Origin of the sequence: Streptomyces sp. BBFR2 (genome assembly GCF_044497305.1) — a bacterium.
Classification (GTDB): domain Bacteria; phylum Actinomycetota; class Actinomycetes; order Streptomycetales; family Streptomycetaceae; genus Streptomyces.
The window spans coordinates 2,395,711-2,411,779 of record NZ_CP172415.1 but is presented as its reverse complement, the minus strand read 5'-3'; the positions used below and the strand labels follow the sequence as shown (position 1 = coordinate 2,411,779).

General features: G+C 72.5%; 13 protein-coding genes. 9 read left to right on the top strand and 4 right to left on the bottom strand.

The genetic code is table 11. The features are described 5' to 3' along the window. Positions 1–51: 51 nt before the first annotated feature. On the bottom strand, positions 52–687 hold the full coding sequence (locus tag ACGH2B_RS09075) for a hypothetical protein (protein WP_399086800.1): 636 nt from the start codon (positions 685–687) through the stop codon (positions 52–54). A gap of 137 nt (positions 688–824) precedes the next feature. Further along, positions 825–1,790, bottom strand: coding sequence for a helix-turn-helix domain-containing protein (locus ACGH2B_RS09070; RefSeq protein ID WP_399086797.1), 966 nt, complete (start codon positions 1,788–1,790; stop codon positions 825–827). Between the two features lie 300 nt (positions 1,791–2,090). Here ACGH2B_RS09070 and ACGH2B_RS09065 point away from each other — a divergent pair, with 300 nt between their 5' ends. From ACGH2B_RS09065 to ACGH2B_RS09035, 7 genes are all read left to right on the top strand, one after another. After that, positions 2,091–3,005: an alpha/beta hydrolase gene (locus ACGH2B_RS09065; RefSeq protein ID WP_399086794.1), complete on the top strand. Its 915-nt coding sequence runs from the start codon at positions 2,091–2,093 to the stop codon at positions 3,003–3,005. A 333-nt stretch (positions 3,006–3,338) separates the two neighbouring features. Beyond that, positions 3,339–4,370 carry a BMP family protein gene (locus tag ACGH2B_RS09060; protein WP_399086791.1) on the top strand — a complete coding sequence of 344 codons (1,032 nt, stop codon included), beginning with the start codon at positions 3,339–3,341 and terminating at the stop codon, positions 4,368–4,370. A gap of 120 nt (positions 4,371–4,490) precedes the next feature. Beyond that, on the top strand, positions 4,491–6,122 hold the full coding sequence (locus ACGH2B_RS09055) for an ABC transporter ATP-binding protein (protein ID WP_399096849.1): 1,632 nt from the start codon (positions 4,491–4,493) through the stop codon (positions 6,120–6,122). Continuing rightward, positions 6,119–7,273, top strand: a complete 1,155-nt coding sequence (locus tag ACGH2B_RS09050) for an ABC transporter permease (RefSeq protein WP_399086789.1) — start codon at positions 6,119–6,121, stop codon at positions 7,271–7,273. Before ACGH2B_RS09055 ends, ACGH2B_RS09050 begins: the two co-directional genes overlap by 4 nt. After that, positions 7,270–8,553 (top strand): ABC transporter permease, encoded by a 1,284-nt coding sequence (locus ACGH2B_RS09045; protein WP_399086787.1) that lies wholly within the window; start codon positions 7,270–7,272, stop codon positions 8,551–8,553. The genes ACGH2B_RS09050 and ACGH2B_RS09045 overlap by 4 nt, the downstream gene beginning before the upstream one ends. Then, positions 8,550–8,951, top strand: a complete 402-nt coding sequence (locus ACGH2B_RS09040; protein WP_399086784.1) for a cytidine deaminase — start codon at positions 8,550–8,552, stop codon at positions 8,949–8,951. The genes ACGH2B_RS09045 and ACGH2B_RS09040 overlap by 4 nt, the downstream gene beginning before the upstream one ends. Before the next feature lie 450 nt (positions 8,952–9,401). Beyond that, entirely contained in the window at positions 9,402–10,679 is a 1,278-nt protein-coding gene (locus tag ACGH2B_RS09035; RefSeq protein WP_399086781.1) for a thymidine phosphorylase, read from the top strand. Between the two features lie 79 nt (positions 10,680–10,758). On the opposite strand, the gene ACGH2B_RS09030 is transcribed toward ACGH2B_RS09035, so the two are convergent. Beyond that, a complete protein-coding gene (locus tag ACGH2B_RS09030; protein ID WP_399086778.1) occupies positions 10,759–12,171 on the bottom strand; it encodes an aminotransferase class V-fold PLP-dependent enzyme in 1,413 nt (470 codons plus the stop codon). A gap of 485 nt (positions 12,172–12,656) precedes the next feature. Between ACGH2B_RS09030 and ACGH2B_RS09025 the strand changes: the two genes are divergently transcribed. Next, positions 12,657–13,247: a Uma2 family endonuclease gene (locus tag ACGH2B_RS09025; protein ID WP_399086776.1), complete on the top strand. Its 591-nt coding sequence runs from the start codon at positions 12,657–12,659 to the stop codon at positions 13,245–13,247. Between the two features lie 69 nt (positions 13,248–13,316). Here the strand turns inward: ACGH2B_RS09025 and ACGH2B_RS09020 are convergent, their stop codons facing one another. Further along, the gene (locus ACGH2B_RS09020) at positions 13,317–14,636 is read right to left on the bottom strand and encodes an MFS transporter (RefSeq protein WP_399086773.1); all 1,320 of its coding nucleotides are present in this window, start codon (positions 14,634–14,636) and stop codon (positions 13,317–13,319) included. Positions 14,637–15,115: 479 nt separating this feature from the next. On the opposite strand from ACGH2B_RS09020, the gene ACGH2B_RS09015 reads away from it, so the two are divergent. Further along, positions 15,116–16,003, top strand: coding sequence for a LysR substrate-binding domain-containing protein (locus tag ACGH2B_RS09015; RefSeq protein ID WP_399096846.1), 888 nt, complete (start codon positions 15,116–15,118; stop codon positions 16,001–16,003). Positions 16,004–16,069: the final 66 nt, after the last annotated feature.

Here is a 16,069-nt window from a genome sequence, read left to right as displayed (position 1 = left end):
CGGTCCCGTCGCCGGCGAGGTATCCGCCCCGGCCGACGACGGTCACCGGTTCTACGGGTGGTACTTCTCCGCGACGACCTCGGCGGCGCCGAGCTTGGCGTCCAGGGTGACGCGGACGGTCACGCTGTTGGTCTTGGCGGCCGTCTCCAACTGCTCCACGTCGCACTTGTAGGTGCCGAAGCCCTCCTTGTCGATGGCGACGTTGCCCTCCGGGTCACCGCAGATCGCGGCCGCGCCGAGCACCTTCGTGGCGTTGGCGACGAGGAACGCCTGGTCCATGCCGCCGCTGTCGGGCTTGACGATCAGCTTGCCGGGTGCGAGGTAGGACAGCTTGCCGACGATCGTCCGCGCCTGCCCCGGCGCGGTGCCGCCCCCGGTGGACCCGCCGCTTCCGGTGGATCCGCTGCCCCCGGTGGACCCGCTGCCCCCGGTCGTGGAGTGCGCACCGGACCCCGTGCTCCGCGCGGATCCCTCGCCGCCGCCCTGCCCCTGTCCGTCGGAGCCGCCCGCGGACTGCGACCGGTCCGCTTCCTCCATGGCCGACGAGGAGTTCACCTTGCCCACGCCCGTGTCGCTCTGGCCGCAGGCGGTGAGCCCCGTCCCCAGCGCCGCCGCGGCGGCCACGGCGAGGGCGATACGGCGGGCGGCGCGACCGCGAAAGCGGTGGGCGGTGGCGGTGATCATCATGTGCTCCCGATGCAGTGTCTTGGGTGTCCCGTTTCCCGGACGACCACCACTCTGGGAGAGCGCCCTGCCGTTCCGCTAACAGGCCGCTAATGGGCCCTGCGCGGCCGACCGGGTGGGGGCGGCGGGGCGCACGCCCCTCAGCGTCGGTTCCCGTCGTGTCCGCCGCGCTGACCCTCGCGATCCTCGCGATCCTCGCGATCCCCGCGATGCCCGTGTTCCGCGTCCGCGCGGGACCGACCGCCGGACGGCGCGGGGGCGGAGCCCGCGGCTCCCGTCGTCGCCCAGGAGGCCAGGATGCGCAGGCCGTCGTGGGACGGGGTGCCGGGTTCGGCGGTCCAGACGACCAACTGCTGATCCGGGTCGTGGGCGCAGGCGAGAGCGTCCCAGTCGAGCGTGAGGTCGCCGGTGACGGGGTGGCGCAGGACTTTGCTGCCCCGGGTCCGCGCGGCGACGTGGTGCTCGCCCCACCAGCGGCGGAAGTCCGCGTCCTTTATCGACAGTTCGCCGACGAGTGCCGCCATACGCGGATCATCCGGATTACGCCCCGCCTCCATACGGAGCATCGCCACGCACGCACGCGCGGTGCCCTCCCAATCCACGTGGATTTCCCTCATGGCCGGGTCCGAGAAAACCAGCCACGCGTAATTCCGCTGCTTCTGCGGAAGCGCCGCGAAATCGGTGAGCAGTGCGGCGGCCATCGGATTCCAGGCGAGTACGTCCATACGGCGGCCGAGGACGAGGGCCGGGCTGACCGGCAGTTCGTCGAGCAGCCGCCGCAGTTGGGGGTGGGCCTGCTGCGCGGCCTGCCCGCGCGGTTTCGCGGTGGCCTTCCCGGCCAGTTCGAAGAGGTAGGCCCGCTCCTCCTCGTCCAGGTCGAGCACCCGGGCGAGCGCGGCCAGGACCGGGGCGGACGCCTGCCTGCGGCCCTGTTCGAGCCGGGTGTAGTAGTCGGTGCTGATCGAGGCGAGCAGGGCCACCTCCTCACGGCGCAGCCCCTTGACGCGCCGGCCCGCCCGGGTCTCCGGGAGCCCCGCGGCCCGGGGGGAAACCTCGGCCCGGCGGGCCTTCAGGAATTCCCCCAACTCGTTCGCATCGCTGCCCATGCCGACAAGTGTGCCAGCGCGAGCGCCCGCGGAGAGGGGGCCAACTCTGTCCCTGGACCGTGTTGTCCGGCCGGAACCGTCCCATTGTGGGAGGGCGGGCGGGGTGCGACGGTGAATGAGGCGGCCGATGAGATCCGTAATCGGGTTCACCGATACCGGACCGCGTGCCGAAGGATTGCGCGCCGGAGAATCACGAATCCACTGTCCGGCTACCCGGCACCCTCCCCACAGGAATTCCCCCCACAAAAATTCCCCCCCACAGGAATTTCCCCGCGAAAGAAAAGGTGAAGGATCAAGGATATGGCGAAGAACACGGCGAAGGACACGAAGACAGATGTCACCTTCCCCAGCAGCGGTATGAACCTGGCCGGCCACCTCTACGCCCCCGCCGACCGCGCCGAGGGCGACCGCCTTCCCGCGCTCGTGATCGGCCACCCGACGACCGGGGTGAAGGAACAGGCCCCCGCTTCGTACGCGCCCCGGCTCGCCGCGGCGGGCTATCTGGTGCTCACCTTCGACGCCGCCCACCAGGGCGCCAGCGAGGGCGAGCCGCGCGGTCTGGAGGACCCGTTCCAGCGAGCCGAGGACTTCCGCAACGCCGTCACCTACCTGACCACCCGCGCCGATGCCGACCCCGAGCGCATCGGCGTCCTCGGCATCTGCGGCTCCGGAGGCTATGTGCCGTACGCCGCCCAGACCGACCACCGTATGAAGGCCGTGGCCACCGTCAGCGCCGCCGATGTGCCGGCCTTCTTCCGGAGCGCCGACCCCGAAGGCTTCCGGAAGCTCGTCGAGGAATCCGGACGGGCCCGCACCCAGGAGGCGCTCGGCGGCCCGGTCCGGATGGTCCCCGTGCTGCCCGACACGGTCGACGATGCCACCCCGGCGTCCGTACGCGAGTTCCACGACTACTACAAGACGCCCCGGGCCCGGCACTCCCGCTCCACCGGCGCGTACGCGCTGCGCAGCGCCGGCCTGCTGGACCAGTACGACTCCTACGCGGAGATCCACAAGATCGCTCCGCGCCCGCTCCTGATGATCGCCGGCTCCCGGGCCGAGACCCTGCCCTTCAGCAGCGGCGCGGTGGAGAAGGCCGGTGACACCGCCGAACTGTTCGTCGTCGACGGCGCCACGCACGTGGACCTCTACGACCGGGACGAGGCCGTGACCCCGGCCGTCGCCAAGCTGACCGCCTTCTTCGGCAAGCACCTCTGACGGCACCGAACCGCTGCCCCTACGAACGCGCGCTCACCCGCGTGTCCCCGCGAGGACACCTCGGCGCCCCCGGGACCCCCGGGGGCGCCGCCACGAGCGGGCCGCGCCCCCGGGCCCGCCGGTGCCGCGTCCGGGCGGCCCGGTGCCGCAGGCGGCACCAGTTGCCGACAGAGTTTCGGCCGACCCCCTCCACGCTCCCGCCCCGTCCCCCACCCCCCTTGCACGACGAATCGATAACGGCAGCGCCGTAGAGGGTTTTGCGCCATGTCTACGCGCGTTAATCTCCCGCTAAGCCGGAGCCACAGGGGGCTCCGGGAGCGAAGGGAAGGCCCCGTGCGTCGGGTCACCAGGATTGCCGCCGCGGCCAGTGCCACCGCGGTTCTCGCGCTCACGGCCACCGCGTGCGGGCAGAGCTTCGCCGAGGCGAACCGCGCCAAGCACGCGGGCGTCGGACTCGCCTTCGACATCGGTGGCCGCGACGACCACTCGTTCAACGAGGCGGCCGCGCGGGGTACGGAGAACGCCCGGAAGGATCTCGGCGTCAACGTCAAGATGCTCACGGCGAAGAACGGCGAGACCGAGGCCGACCGCGAGCAGCGGCTGACGTCGTTCGCGGAGGCCGGGTACAACCCCGTCATCGGCGTCGGCTTCGCCTACAGCCAGTCGGTGCAGAACGTCGCGAAGGACTTCCCGGACACCACGTTCGGCGTGGTCGACGCGGTGCCGACGGGCAAGAACGTCGACGCGATGGTCTTCGCCGAGCACGAGGGTTCGTATCTGGCGGGCGTCGCCGCGGCGCTGAAGAGCAAGAGCCACAAGGTCGGCTTCATCGGCGGGGTGAACAACGCGCTGATCCAGAAGTTCCAGGCCGGATTCGAGCAGGGGGTGCGCGCCACCGACCCGAAGGCCCAGGTCGTCTCGCAGTACCTCTACCCGAACAACGACAAGGGCTTCAACGACCCGGCGGCGGCGAAGGCCAAGGCGTCCGGCATGCTCGACAGCGGTATCGACGTGATCTACTCCGCGGCCGGCCAGTCCGGCGCCGGATCCATCGAGGCGATCAGCAAGCGCAAGGGCGCCTGGGCGATCGGTGTCGACTCCGACCAGTACCAGCAGGCGGGCCTGGCGAAGTACCGGGACTGCATCCTCACGTCCGTCGTGAAGAACGTCGACGTCGCCGTGTACGACCTGATCAAGAGCGTCGAGGACGGTAAGCCGCTGACCGGCGTCCACGCCTACGACCTCAAGAAGAACGGCGTCAAGCTCGCCACGTCCGGCGGCTTCATCAAGGACATCCAGCCGCAGATCGACGCGGCCCGGAAGCAGATCGTCGAGGGCAAGGTGAAGGTCAAGGAGACGCCGTAGCCCGGGACGGCACGACCCGGCGGCCCGGTCGGGGCCCCGGGGCCGCCCGCCGTGCCCCTTCGTGACCCTCGCGCGTCACACCCGCCCCTTCCGCTCCTTCATCCCCGAGGGGAGTGCGTCATCAACGCAGCAGCCACGAGCAGCGCCCCGGCCCGGCCGGACGCCCCTGCCGTAGAACTCCGCGGAATCACCAAACGGTTCCCGGGCGTCGTCGCCAACCACGACATCCACCTCACCGTCCGCCGCGGCACCGTCCACGCCCTCTGCGGCGAGAACGGCGCCGGCAAATCCACCCTGATGAAGATCCTCTACGGCATGCAGAAGCCGGACGAGGGCACCATCGCGCTGGACGGCACCGTAACGGCGCTGAACACCCCGGCCGACGCCATCGCCCACGGCATCGGCATGGTCCACCAGCACTTCATGCTCGCCGACAACCTCACCGTCCTGGAGAACACCGTCCTGGGCGCCGAGAAACTGCACGGCATCGGCGGGCGCGCCCGCGCCCGGATCATGGAGATCTCCGACGCGTACGGCCTCGGTATCCGGCCCGACGTGCTCGTCGAGGACCTCGGCGTCGCCGACCGGCAGCGCGTGGAGATCCTTAAGGTCCTCTACCGCGGCGCCCGCACCCTCATCCTCGACGAGCCGACCGCGGTCCTCGTCCCGCAGGAGGTCGACGCGCTCTTCGCCAACCTGCGGGAGCTGAAGTCCGAGGGCCTGACCGTCCTGTTCATCTCGCACAAGCTGGGCGAGGTGCTGTCGGTCGCCGACGACATCACCGTCATCCGCCGCGGCACCACCGTCGCCTCCGTCGCGCCCGCCGACACCACGCCCAAGCAGCTCGCCGAGTTGATGGTCGGCAGCGAACTGCCCTCGCCCGAGACCCGCGAGTCGACCGTCACCGACGTACCGATGCTCCAGGTCGACGGGGTGCACCTGTCGGCCACCGACTCCGACGGCGTGGTCCGCACCGTCCTGGACGGCATCGGCTTCACCATCCACAAGGGCGAGGTCCTCGGCGTCGCGGGCGTCGAGGGCAACGGCCAGGCGGAACTGGTCGAGGCGATCATGGGAACCCGCACGCCCGACCGCGGCACCGTCACCCTCGACGGCACCGACCTGTCGGGCACCTCCACCCGCCGCCGCCGCGAGGGCGGCATCGGCTACGTCCCCGAGGACCGCCACCGCCACGGGCTGCTGCTCGAAGCGCCGCTGTGGGAGAACCGCATCCTCGGCCACGTCACCGAACGCCCCAACAGCAAGGGCAGACTCCTCGACCCGGCCGGTGCCCGTAAGGACACCGCGCGGATCGTCGAGGAGTACGACGTGCGCACCCCCGGCATCGAGGTCACCGCCGCCTCGCTCTCCGGCGGCAATCAGCAGAAGCTGATCGTCGGCCGCGAGATGAGCCACCACCCCAAGCTGCTGATCGCCGCGCACCCCACCCGAGGGGTCGACGTCGGCGCGCAGGCGCAGATCTGGGAGCAGATCCGCGAGGCCCGCCGTGAGGGCCTGGCCGTCCTGCTGATCTCCGCCGATCTGGACGAACTGATCGGCCTGTCCGACACCCTGCGGGTGATGTACCGGGGCCGGCTGGTCGCGGACGCGGATCCCGCAGTGATCACCCCGGAGGAGTTGGGCTCCGCCATGACCGGTGCCGCCAGCGGCCACCTCACCGCGGACGGGGACGCCGACACCGGCCGTCCCCGGTCCGCCGGAACCGAGCAGACGGGCGGTGACCAGGCATGACCGCCGCCAAGCCGGCCGCGCGGGGCGCCGCGGGGAGCGCCACCCGCGACAAGGTGGTCCTCGCCCTCGCCGCCCCGCTGCTCGCCGTCGTCGCCGCGATAGTGATCAGCTCACTGGTCTTCCTGGCGTCCGGCGAGAACCCGTTCCGCGCGTACGGGATCATGGCCGATTACGGCCACTACAGCGACAGTCAGGTCTGGATCGTCAACAAGGCGGTCCCGTACTACCTGTCCGCGCTCGCGGTCGCCATCGGCTTCCGGATGAACCTCTTCAACATCGGCGTCGACGGCCAGTACCGTCTCGCGGCGTTCGCCGCCGCGGCGGTCGGTGGATCGCTGGTGCTGCCCGGCGCGCTCCAGATCGTGCTGCTCATCGTCATCGCGATGCTGGTCGGCGCGGTCTGGTCGGGGATCGCCGGAGTGCTGAGGACCACCCGAGGGGTCAGCGAGGTGATCACCACGATCATGCTGAACTCCATCGCGGCGTCGGTCATCGGCTACTTCCTCCAGGACGGCCGTCTCGCGATCAAGGACGGCAACCTCCTGCACACCAAGTTCCTGCCGGAATCCAGCCACTTCTTCTCCTTCCCGACCCACCCCAAGCCGGTCTACGGCTTCGTGGTGATCGCGGTGATCGCCGGAGCCCTCTACTGGTTCCTGCTCTCCCGCACCCGCTTCGGTTTCGACCTGCGGGCCGTCGGCGCCTCCGAACCGGCCGCCGAGGCCAGTGGCGTCAGCGTCAAGCGGATGGTCGTCATCTCGATGCTGCTCTCCGGCGCCGCCGCCGGTCTGGTCGGCATGCCCACCCTGCTCGGCGAGTCCTTCCAGTACGGCACCGACTTCCCGGCGGGCATCGGCTTCACCGGCATCGCCATCGCCCTGCTCGGCCGTAACCACCCGGTCGGCATGGCCTTCGGCGCCCTGCTGTGGGCGTTCCTCGACCGCACCGGCTCCCGCCTGGAGTTCGAGGGCTACGCCCAGGAGATCGTCGGCGTCATCCAGGGCGTCATCGTCCTCTGCGTCGTCATCGCGTACGAACTGGTGCGCCGCTACGGCCTGCGGCTCCAGCAGCGCAAGGTCGGCGAGGAACTGGCCGCAGCCGCCAAGGCGGCCGGTGCCGACAACAACGAGAAGCCGGAGGTGTCGGCGTGAGCGCGGACCTCAAGCCCGCGGCGCGGTCCGCCGCGGCCCCCGCGAAGGGCGGGCGGCGCAAGCTGACCTACCCCTGGATCCTGCTGATCATCGCCGTCGCGCTGCTCGCCGTCTCCGGCCTGCGGGCGCTGACCGGCACCGCGGACCTCACCTCCACCGGCCAGTTCGGTGCCGCGCTCTCCGCCGCCGTACCGATCGGCCTGGCCGGTCTGGGCGGCCTGTGGTCGGAGCGGGCCGGTGTGGTCAACATCGGCCTCGAAGGCATGATGATGCTCGGCTCGTTCGCCGCCGGCTGGATCGGCTGGCAGCACGGACCGTGGGCGGCGGCCGCCGCGGGCATCGTCGGCGGCGCGCTCGGCGGACTGGTTCACGCCATCGCCACCGTCACCTTCGGCGTCGACCACATCGTCTCCGGTGTCGCGATCAACATCCTGGCGCTCGGCGCCACGCAGTACCTCGCCACCCTCTGGTTCGGCCAGGAGGGCAGCGCGGCGCAGGCGGCGGGCGGCAACGACAAGCAGTCGCCGCCGATGCCGGACATGCCGACGTTCACCGTCCCCGGCCTGTCCGACTGGCTGAACTCCATCGAGGCGCACCACTGGTTCTTCGTCTCCGACCTCGCCGGCATCCTCGGCGCGGCCGTCACCAACGTCTCCTGGCTCACCCTCGGCACCCTCGGCCTCTTCGTCGCCACCTTCTACCTGCTGTGGCGCTCGTCGTTCGGCCTGCGGCTGCGCTCGTGCGGTGAGGCGCCGCTGTCGGCGGAGTCGCTCGGCGTCAACGTCTACGCGTACAAGTACGCGGCGGTGCTGGTCTCCGGCGCGCTCGCCGGGCTCGGCGGCGCGTTCCTCTCCATCGGCGTGCACTTCTACCAGGACGGCCAGACCGGCGGCCGCGGCTACATCGGCCTCGCCACCATGATCTTCGGCAACTGGCGGCCGGGCGGCGTCGCGATGGGCGCCGGACTCTTCGGCTTCATGGACGCGATGCAGTTGCGCAGCGGCGGCCCCACCGTCCACGCCCTGCTGCTGGGGCTGGCCGCGCTGCTCGCCGTCCTCGCCCTGCTGCGGCTGCGCGCCGCCAAGCGGGCGCAGGCGGCCGTCGCCGCGGTCATCGCCGTGGCGCTGGTGGTCTGGTACGCCGTCGCCGATACGGTGCCGCTGGAGCTGGTCGAGGCCAGCCCGTACATCGCCACTCTGCTGGTGCTCGCGCTCTTCTCGCAGCGGCTGCGGCCGCCGAAGGCGGGGGGCCGGCCCTACCGTCGAGGACAGGGCGCATGACCTCACAGGAGCCGGTCGACTGGACCGCTCTGCGCGCGCGGGCCCGGGACGCGATGTCCCGGGCCTACGCCCCGTACTCCGGGTATCCCGTAGGGGCCGCGGCGCTCGTCGACGACGGCCGTACGGTCATCGGCTGCAACGTCGAGAACGCCTCGTACGGCCTCGGGCTGTGCGCCGAATGCGGTCTGATCTCGGCGCTGTTCGCCACCGGCGGCGGCCGTCTGACGGCCTTCACCTGCGCGGACGCGGCGGGCGAGGTGCTGATCCCGTGCGGACGCTGCAGGCAGTTGCTGTACGAGCACGGCGGCCCGGAGCTGCTGATCGACACCGTCTCCGGCATCCGCCCGCTCGCCGAACTGCTGCCGGACCCGTTCGGACCGCAACACCTGGTCGGCTGAGAGCGGTCGGCGCGGCGCGGGCTCGGGGGAGCGGGGGCGGGATTCTCCGGGGTTTTTCCGGGGGCTTTCCGGGGTGGGTCGGGGGCGCGCCGGGGCGTGCGCGCCGGGCCGGGGCCGGGATCGCGGCGGCTCGGGGCGGCTCGGGATGTGCGGGCCAGGCATCGTGACCGGCCGGGTTCGGGCGCTACGGGGTATACGGGCGGGCGTCTTGGCGCTCGGGCCCGCGGTGCTTCGGGGCGCCGCGTGCCGCGCCGGGTCGTGGCACATCGCCGGGCCGGTCCGCCGCGTCCCGGGGCGTGTGCGCCGGGCGGCCCCGGGCCGCGCCCGCGTCACTCCGTCCGTCCGCCGGACCACCGGCCGTGCTCCCGGCGCGCGTTCCGCGCCATCCAACCTCGCCCCTCCTGTTCTATGCGTGTAGAACAGGAGGCAACCGTTCGAAAGGAAGCCTCCATGGACGTCATCTCCGTCATCCGCACCAAGCGCGACCGCGGCGAGCTGACCGCCGATCAGATCGACTGGGTCATCGGCGCCTACACCCGCGGCGAGGTCGCCCACGAGCAGATGTCGGCCCTGGCCATGGCGATCTTCCTCAACGGCATGAACCGCACGGAGATCGCCCGCTGGACCGCCGCGATGATCAACTCCGGTGAGCGGATGGACTTCTCCTCGCTCACCCGCCCCACCGCCGACAAGCACTCCACCGGCGGCGTCGGCGACAAGATCACCCTGCCGCTCGCCCCGCTGGTCGCCGCCTGCGGCGCCGCCGTCCCGCAGCTCTCCGGACGCGGACTCGGCCACACCGGCGGCACCCTCGACAAGCTGGAGGCCATCCCCGGCTGGCGCGCCCAGCTCACCAACGCCGAGATGCTGGACGTGCTCCGCGACGTCGGCTCCGTCATCTGCGCCGCCGGCGACGGGCTCGCCCCCGCCGACAAGAAGCTCTACGCGCTGCGCGATGTCACCGGCACCGTCGAGGCGATCCCGCTCATCGCCTCCTCGATCATGTCCAAGAAGATCGCCGAGGGCACCGGCTCCCTCGTCCTGGACGTCAAGGTCGGCTCCGGCGCGTTCATGAAGAACCTCGACGACGCCCGCGAACTCGCCTCCACCATGGTCGAGTTGGGCACCGATCACGGTGTCCGTACCACCGCGCTGCTCACCGACATGGCCACCCCGCTCGGTCTCACCGCCGGTAACGCCCTCGAAGTCCGCGAATCCGTCGAGGTACTGGCCGGCGGCGGCCCCCGCGATGTCGTCGACCTGACCCTCGCCCTCGCCCGGGAGATGCTGAACGCGGCCGGACTGCCCGACGCCGACCCGGCCAAGGCGCTCGCCGACGGCTCCGCCATGGACCACTGGCGCCGCATGATCCTCGCCCAGGGCGGTGACCCGGACGCGCCGCTGCCCGTCGCCCGCGAACAGCACACCGTCAACGCCCCCGCCACCGGCATCCTCACCGGTCTCGACGCGTACGCCGTCGGCCTCGCCGCCTGGCGGCTGGGCGCCGGCCGGGCCCGTAAGGAGGACCCGGTGCAGGCCGGCGCCGGCGTCGAGATCCACGCCAAGCCGGGCGACTTCGTCGCCGCCGGACAGCCGCTGCTCACCCTGCACACCGACACCCCCGAGAAGCTCCCCTACGCCCTCGAAGCCCTCGACGGCCACCTCCACGTCGGCCCCGCCGACACGGAGTACACCGCCACGTCGGTGGTCCTGGAGCGCATCGGCTGAACGGTGCGGGCCGCCTCCCGGGGCGAGGGCGCGGGGCGCTCCCCCGGGGGCCGCTTCGCGAGGCGGCCCGCCGCTGCCGTCAGCAGTGCACCCGCGGTGGCAGTCCCTGGACGTCCACCGGCCGGTCGCGGTACGTCGCGGCGAAGTCCAGGAAGGCGCGGACGTCCCACTCGTGGGACGAGACGCCCAGCGAGACCCGCACCGCGCCGCCGAACGGCAGCCCCAGCGCCTGTACGTAGTCGTCGACCGTGCCGGACTCCCGGCGGCTCACCGTCTCCAGGGCGGCGCGGGGTATGCCGAAGGCGGTCTCGCCCGCGCCGGGGTTGCAGAAACAGCCCGTACGCAGCGAGATGCCCCGGGCGGAGCTGTCCCGGGCGACGGCCCGCTCATCGATGACGGCGCCGTGCGGGTCGAGCAGGTGCAGCGCGACCGTGCCGCCGCGCATCCGGGTGCCGGTGGGCCCGTACACCCTGGCCAGCGGGGCGCCGTTGGTGTGCCGCAGGGCCAGCAGTCCGTCGAGCAACCGGGCGGTGAGCGCCATGACATGGGCGTGGACGGCCTCGGGTCCGATGGCGTCGAGCCAGTCCAGGCCCGTGGCGACGTCCGGGATGCTGAGGTAGTTGAGCGTGCCGTCCTCGAAGGCGCTCTCGTCGTCGGTCATCCGGTGCCAGCCGCCGCCGGCGCTGGCGACCTGGACGGTGCCGCCGGAGAACCACGGCCGCCGCAGCACCGCCAGCGCCTCCCGGCGGGCGATGAGGGCGCCGATCCCGGTCGGATAGCCGAAGACCTTGTACCAACTGAGCGCCACGAAGTCGGGGTGCACCCGGCTCAGATCGAGCCGGGTGGTCGGCAGATGGGCGGCGGCGTCCAGCAGTACGTGCCAGCCACGCTCGCGCGCCCGCCCGACCCAGTCGAGCGGATGGCGCACCCCGGTGAAGTTGCTCTGCGCCGGATAGGCCAGCAGCCGCGGCGCACCGCCGGTGTCCGCCCCGCCGAGCACGCCGTCCACCTCCGTGTCGGCGATCCGCAACTCCCGCCCGGCGAACGGTATGGAGGTGACGGACGCGCCGCCCGCGGTGGCGAACGACCGCAGCCCGAGGACGGAGTTGTGGTTGTCCAGCGTCAGCGCCAGCCGCCCACCGGGCGCGAACGGGTACGCCTCCCCGACCAGGCGGCAGGCCCCGGTGGCGTTGGGGGTGAAGATCACGGCGTACTCGGCGGGATCGGCGCGCAGGTACCGCAGCACCCGCGCGCGGGTCGCCTCGATCAGCTCGGTGGAGGCGGCGGAGGTGGGGTTGGCGGAGTGCGGGTTGCCGAAGCAGCCCGCGGCTATGCGGTCGGTGTGGGCGCGCAGGCTGCTGCGGGCCGGGAGCCCGGCGCCGGCGTGGTCGAGATAGACGTGCCCCTGCGCGTCGAGATAGTCGAATTCGGTGGCGCGCAGCGCGTCGATGCCCTGCGCGGGGGGTGCGGGGGTGACAACTGCGTCGGACATGGTTCCTCTTCGAACGTCGTGGAGGGCGTGGAGCCCCGGTTCGCGGCTGCGCGCCTCGTCTTCAACGTACGCCTGACCAACCCTCAACAACCGCCCGGACAAAGGGATTAAGGGGATACCCGGAGAGATTTAGGGGTCTTGTTCGAATGGCCCCTGGCACCCTGGAGAGCCGGCCCTGACGTCCGGCCACCCGGCCCCCGAGGCCCTGCCGCCGGGCACCCGGCTCATGTCCCTGGAACCAGTCGCGCGAACCCCGGCGCCCGGCCCGGCATCAGGCCCCGCCTCCGCGCCCGCCCTCGGCGTCCGCGCCCGCCCCGCGCGTACGTCCGCGGGCCCATCGGGACGGCCCCTCCGCCGCCTCGCCCGTAGTGCCGGAACGTACCTTCTGACCTGCGATTTCTCGTTCGGGTGAGAGCGTTGCGTGGACGGGGTGGGCGCCCGCCGGGCATGCTGGGATGGGTGACGTACCGATAGAGGAGACCGCCATGAGCGCACTCACCGTCGACCACACTCCGGACCAGGGCCGCGAGTGGGACGACACCGTCCGCATCTGGGAACAGACGGACGCACCGGAGGGCTGCAAGGTGGAGATCATCGAGGGGATCGTCACCGTGTCACCGCCGCCGGACACCGTCCACAACTTCATCGCCGACAAGATTCAGCGCCGTCTCTACACCGTGCTCCCCGAGGACTGGGGCATCTACCAGACTCTCGGGGCGGAGGTCCCCTCCCGTAAGGGGCTCTACATCCCGGATCTGGCGGTGGTTCCGGACGCGGTGGTCCGCGACGTGACGGGCTGCTACGTCCCGGCGGGCGCCGCCGAGCTGGTGGTCGAGATCACCTCGAAGGCCAACGCCAGCCACGACCGGATCGCGAAGGCCGCCGGGTACGCCCGTGCCGGTGTTCCGCTCTACCTCCTCGTCGACCGGTGGGCCCCCGGCGGGCCCACCATCACCCTCTACGGGGAGCCGGGGGGCGACGTCTACCGCGTGCTCCAAGCGGTGAAGTTCGGCGATGAGCTGGCCCTTCCGGCGCCGTTCGATCTTCTGCTGGACACGGGGATCTTCCCCGCCTGACGCTCCCACGACGAAGGGCCCGCCCCACCAGGACAGGTGGTGGGGCGGGCCCTCCGGGTTCGGGGGCGGTTACGCGGCTTTCCGGAGCCGCAGCATCCGCTGTTCGGCGAGGGCCTTGCGGGTGGCGTAGAGGGTGATCGCGGCGGCGGCGACCATCGCCAGCAGGCCGAGGACGACGGTGCCGTCCCAGCCCGCCGCGCGGAAGGCCGTCGCGCCGAGCGCACCGCCGACGCTGCTGCCCGCGTAGTACGCGCACTGGTACAGCGCCGACGCCTGGGCGCGCGCCGACTTGGCGGCGCGGCTGACCGAGGACGAGGCGACCGCGTGTCCGGCGAAGAACCCGGCGGTGATCAGGACCAGCCCGGCCAGCACCCCGGCGACCGCGTCGGAGAGGGTCAGCAGCAGCCCGGCGGTCGTCGTGCCGACCGCGAGGTAGAGGGCGCCGCGGCGGCCCATCCGGCCGACCAGCTTGCCCGCCGCCGCGGACGACGCCGTACCGACCAGGTACACCAGGAAGATCGAACCGACGATGCCCTGCGGCAGGTTGAAGGGGTCGGAGACCAGGCGGTAGCCGATCACCGTGTAGACCGCGCCGAAGACCGTCATGAACAGCGCGCCGATGCCGTACAGGCGGCGCAGCAGCGGATCGGCGAGGTGGGCGGCGAGGGTGCGGGCGAGGGCGCGCGGGCCGACCGCACGCGAGGCGAAGTGCCGTGCGCGGGGCACCAGTACCCGGAAGACCACCGCGCACACCACGGCCATCAGACCGACCGCGGCGAGCGCCGCCCGCCAGCCCCACGCCTGCGCGACCCAGCCGGTGACGATCCGGCCGGACATCCCGCCGATGCTGTTGCCCGCCACGAACAGGCCGATCGCGCCGACCAGCGCCCGGGGGCGGACCTCTTCCGCGAGGAACGCCATCGCCGACGCGGGCAGCCCGGCCAGCGCCACGCCCTGTGCGACGCGGAGCGCGATCAGCCAGCCCAGCGACGGCGCGAACGGGACGAGCAGGGCGAGCAGCGCGGCGACGGTCAGCGAGGCGGTCATCATCGTGCGGCGGCCGAAGCGTTCGGAGACCGCGCTGAGCGGGATCACCGCGAGGGCCAGCCCGAAGGTGGCGCCGGAGACCGTCCAGCTCGCCTGGTCCGGCGAGACGCGCAGGGACGCGGAGATCGCGGGGAGCAGCGCCTGCGTGGAGTACAGCAGCGCAAAGGTCGCGAGACCCGCGGCGAAGAGGGCGAAGCTCATCCGGCGGTAGCCGGGGCCGCCCGGGTGCAGCTTGGCCGCGTCGGGGTCGACGGCGGCGGCCACGGAGGAGGAGTCGGGGGACGACAGAGGAGAGGCGGCCGCACGGGTGGTGGCGGTCGCCCCGGTATCAGCGGGAGGCATGGTCCGAACGTAGGCCGCCCACGTTTTATGCGTCCAATGCATGGAAACGCCATAATCGATGTGCTGGTGTATGACAGCAGCTCAGCGAGGGCTGTGTCACCGCTTCGCAACGGAAAAGACATCCAGAGCAGCAAACGGAAAGGCGGCCGGCGATGGCGAAGGAGCGGACACGGGGCCGGACCGGGGGCGCGGACGCCGGGCGCGGCGCGGGCCGGCCGTCCGATCCGGTCCGGACGCCCGGCGCGGCGCACCCGTCCCCGGGACGGCGCGCCACGGGCCGCCCCGCCGGCGGCTCCCGGGCCGCGAGCCCGGCCACCGGCGCCGGGCGATCCACCCCCACCGGCGCGCCCCGGACCGCCACCGGCTCACCGCGTCCGGCCACCGGCGGCCCCAGCCCCGGCGGCCCGGTCCGCCCCGCCACACCCCGCGCCCCCGCCGAGGCGTCCGACGGCGCCGACGTCGGCGCGGGATCGTGGGCGCTGGCCCTCGCGCCCCGGCTCGCGCAGTTCACCGCGGTCGCCCGGTACGAGCACGTCACCCGCGCGGCGCAGGAGCTGGGGATGCCGCAGCCGACGCTCAGCCGGGCGCTGGTGCGGCTGGAGGACGAGTTGGGCGTCGCCCTCTTCGCCCGGCACGGCCGTACCCTCTCGCTCACCCCGGCGGGCCGCGCCTTCCGCGCCCAGACGGAGAAGGCGCTCGCCGATCTGGACCGCGCCACCGAAGCCGTCCGCGCCGACGCCGACCCCGCCGCCGGGAAGGTCGCCTTCGGCTTCCTCCACACCCTCGGCTCCGAGACCGTCCCCGGACTGCTGCGCACCTTCCGCGCCGACCACCCCAGGGTCCGCTTCCAGCTCGTGCAGAACCACGGCGAGGCGATGATCGAGCGGCTGCGCGCCGGCGACCTCGACCTCTGCCTGACCTCGCCGGTCCCCGACTACCCGGACCTCGTCGCCCGCCGCCTCGACGAGCAGAAGCTGCGGCTCGTCGTCCCCGACGACCACCCCCTGGCCGTCCGCAAACGCGTCCGGCTGGCGGAGGCGGCGAACGAACTCTTCGTCACCCTGGAGCCCGGCTACGGGCTGCGCCGGATCACCGACGCGCTCTGCGCGGAGGCGGGGTTCGCGCCCCGGATCGCGTTCGAGGGGGAGGAGGCGGAGACGCTGCGCGGACTGGTCGCCGCCGGGCTCGGCGTGGCGCTGCTGCCGCCGCCCGCGGTGCCCCGGCCCGGCGTCGCCGAACTGACGGTCACCGCGCCCCGCGCCGTCCGCGAGATCGGCCTCGCCTGGCTCGACGGCCACCAGGACACCCCGCCGGTCGCCGCCTTCAAGAAGTTCCTGCTGAGCCGCCGGGGCCTGCTGCTGCGCTGAGAAAGCCCGTAACTCCCTTGTACGGAAAGAGAGTTACGGGCCCGGGTGTGCCCCTTGGGTGCGAGG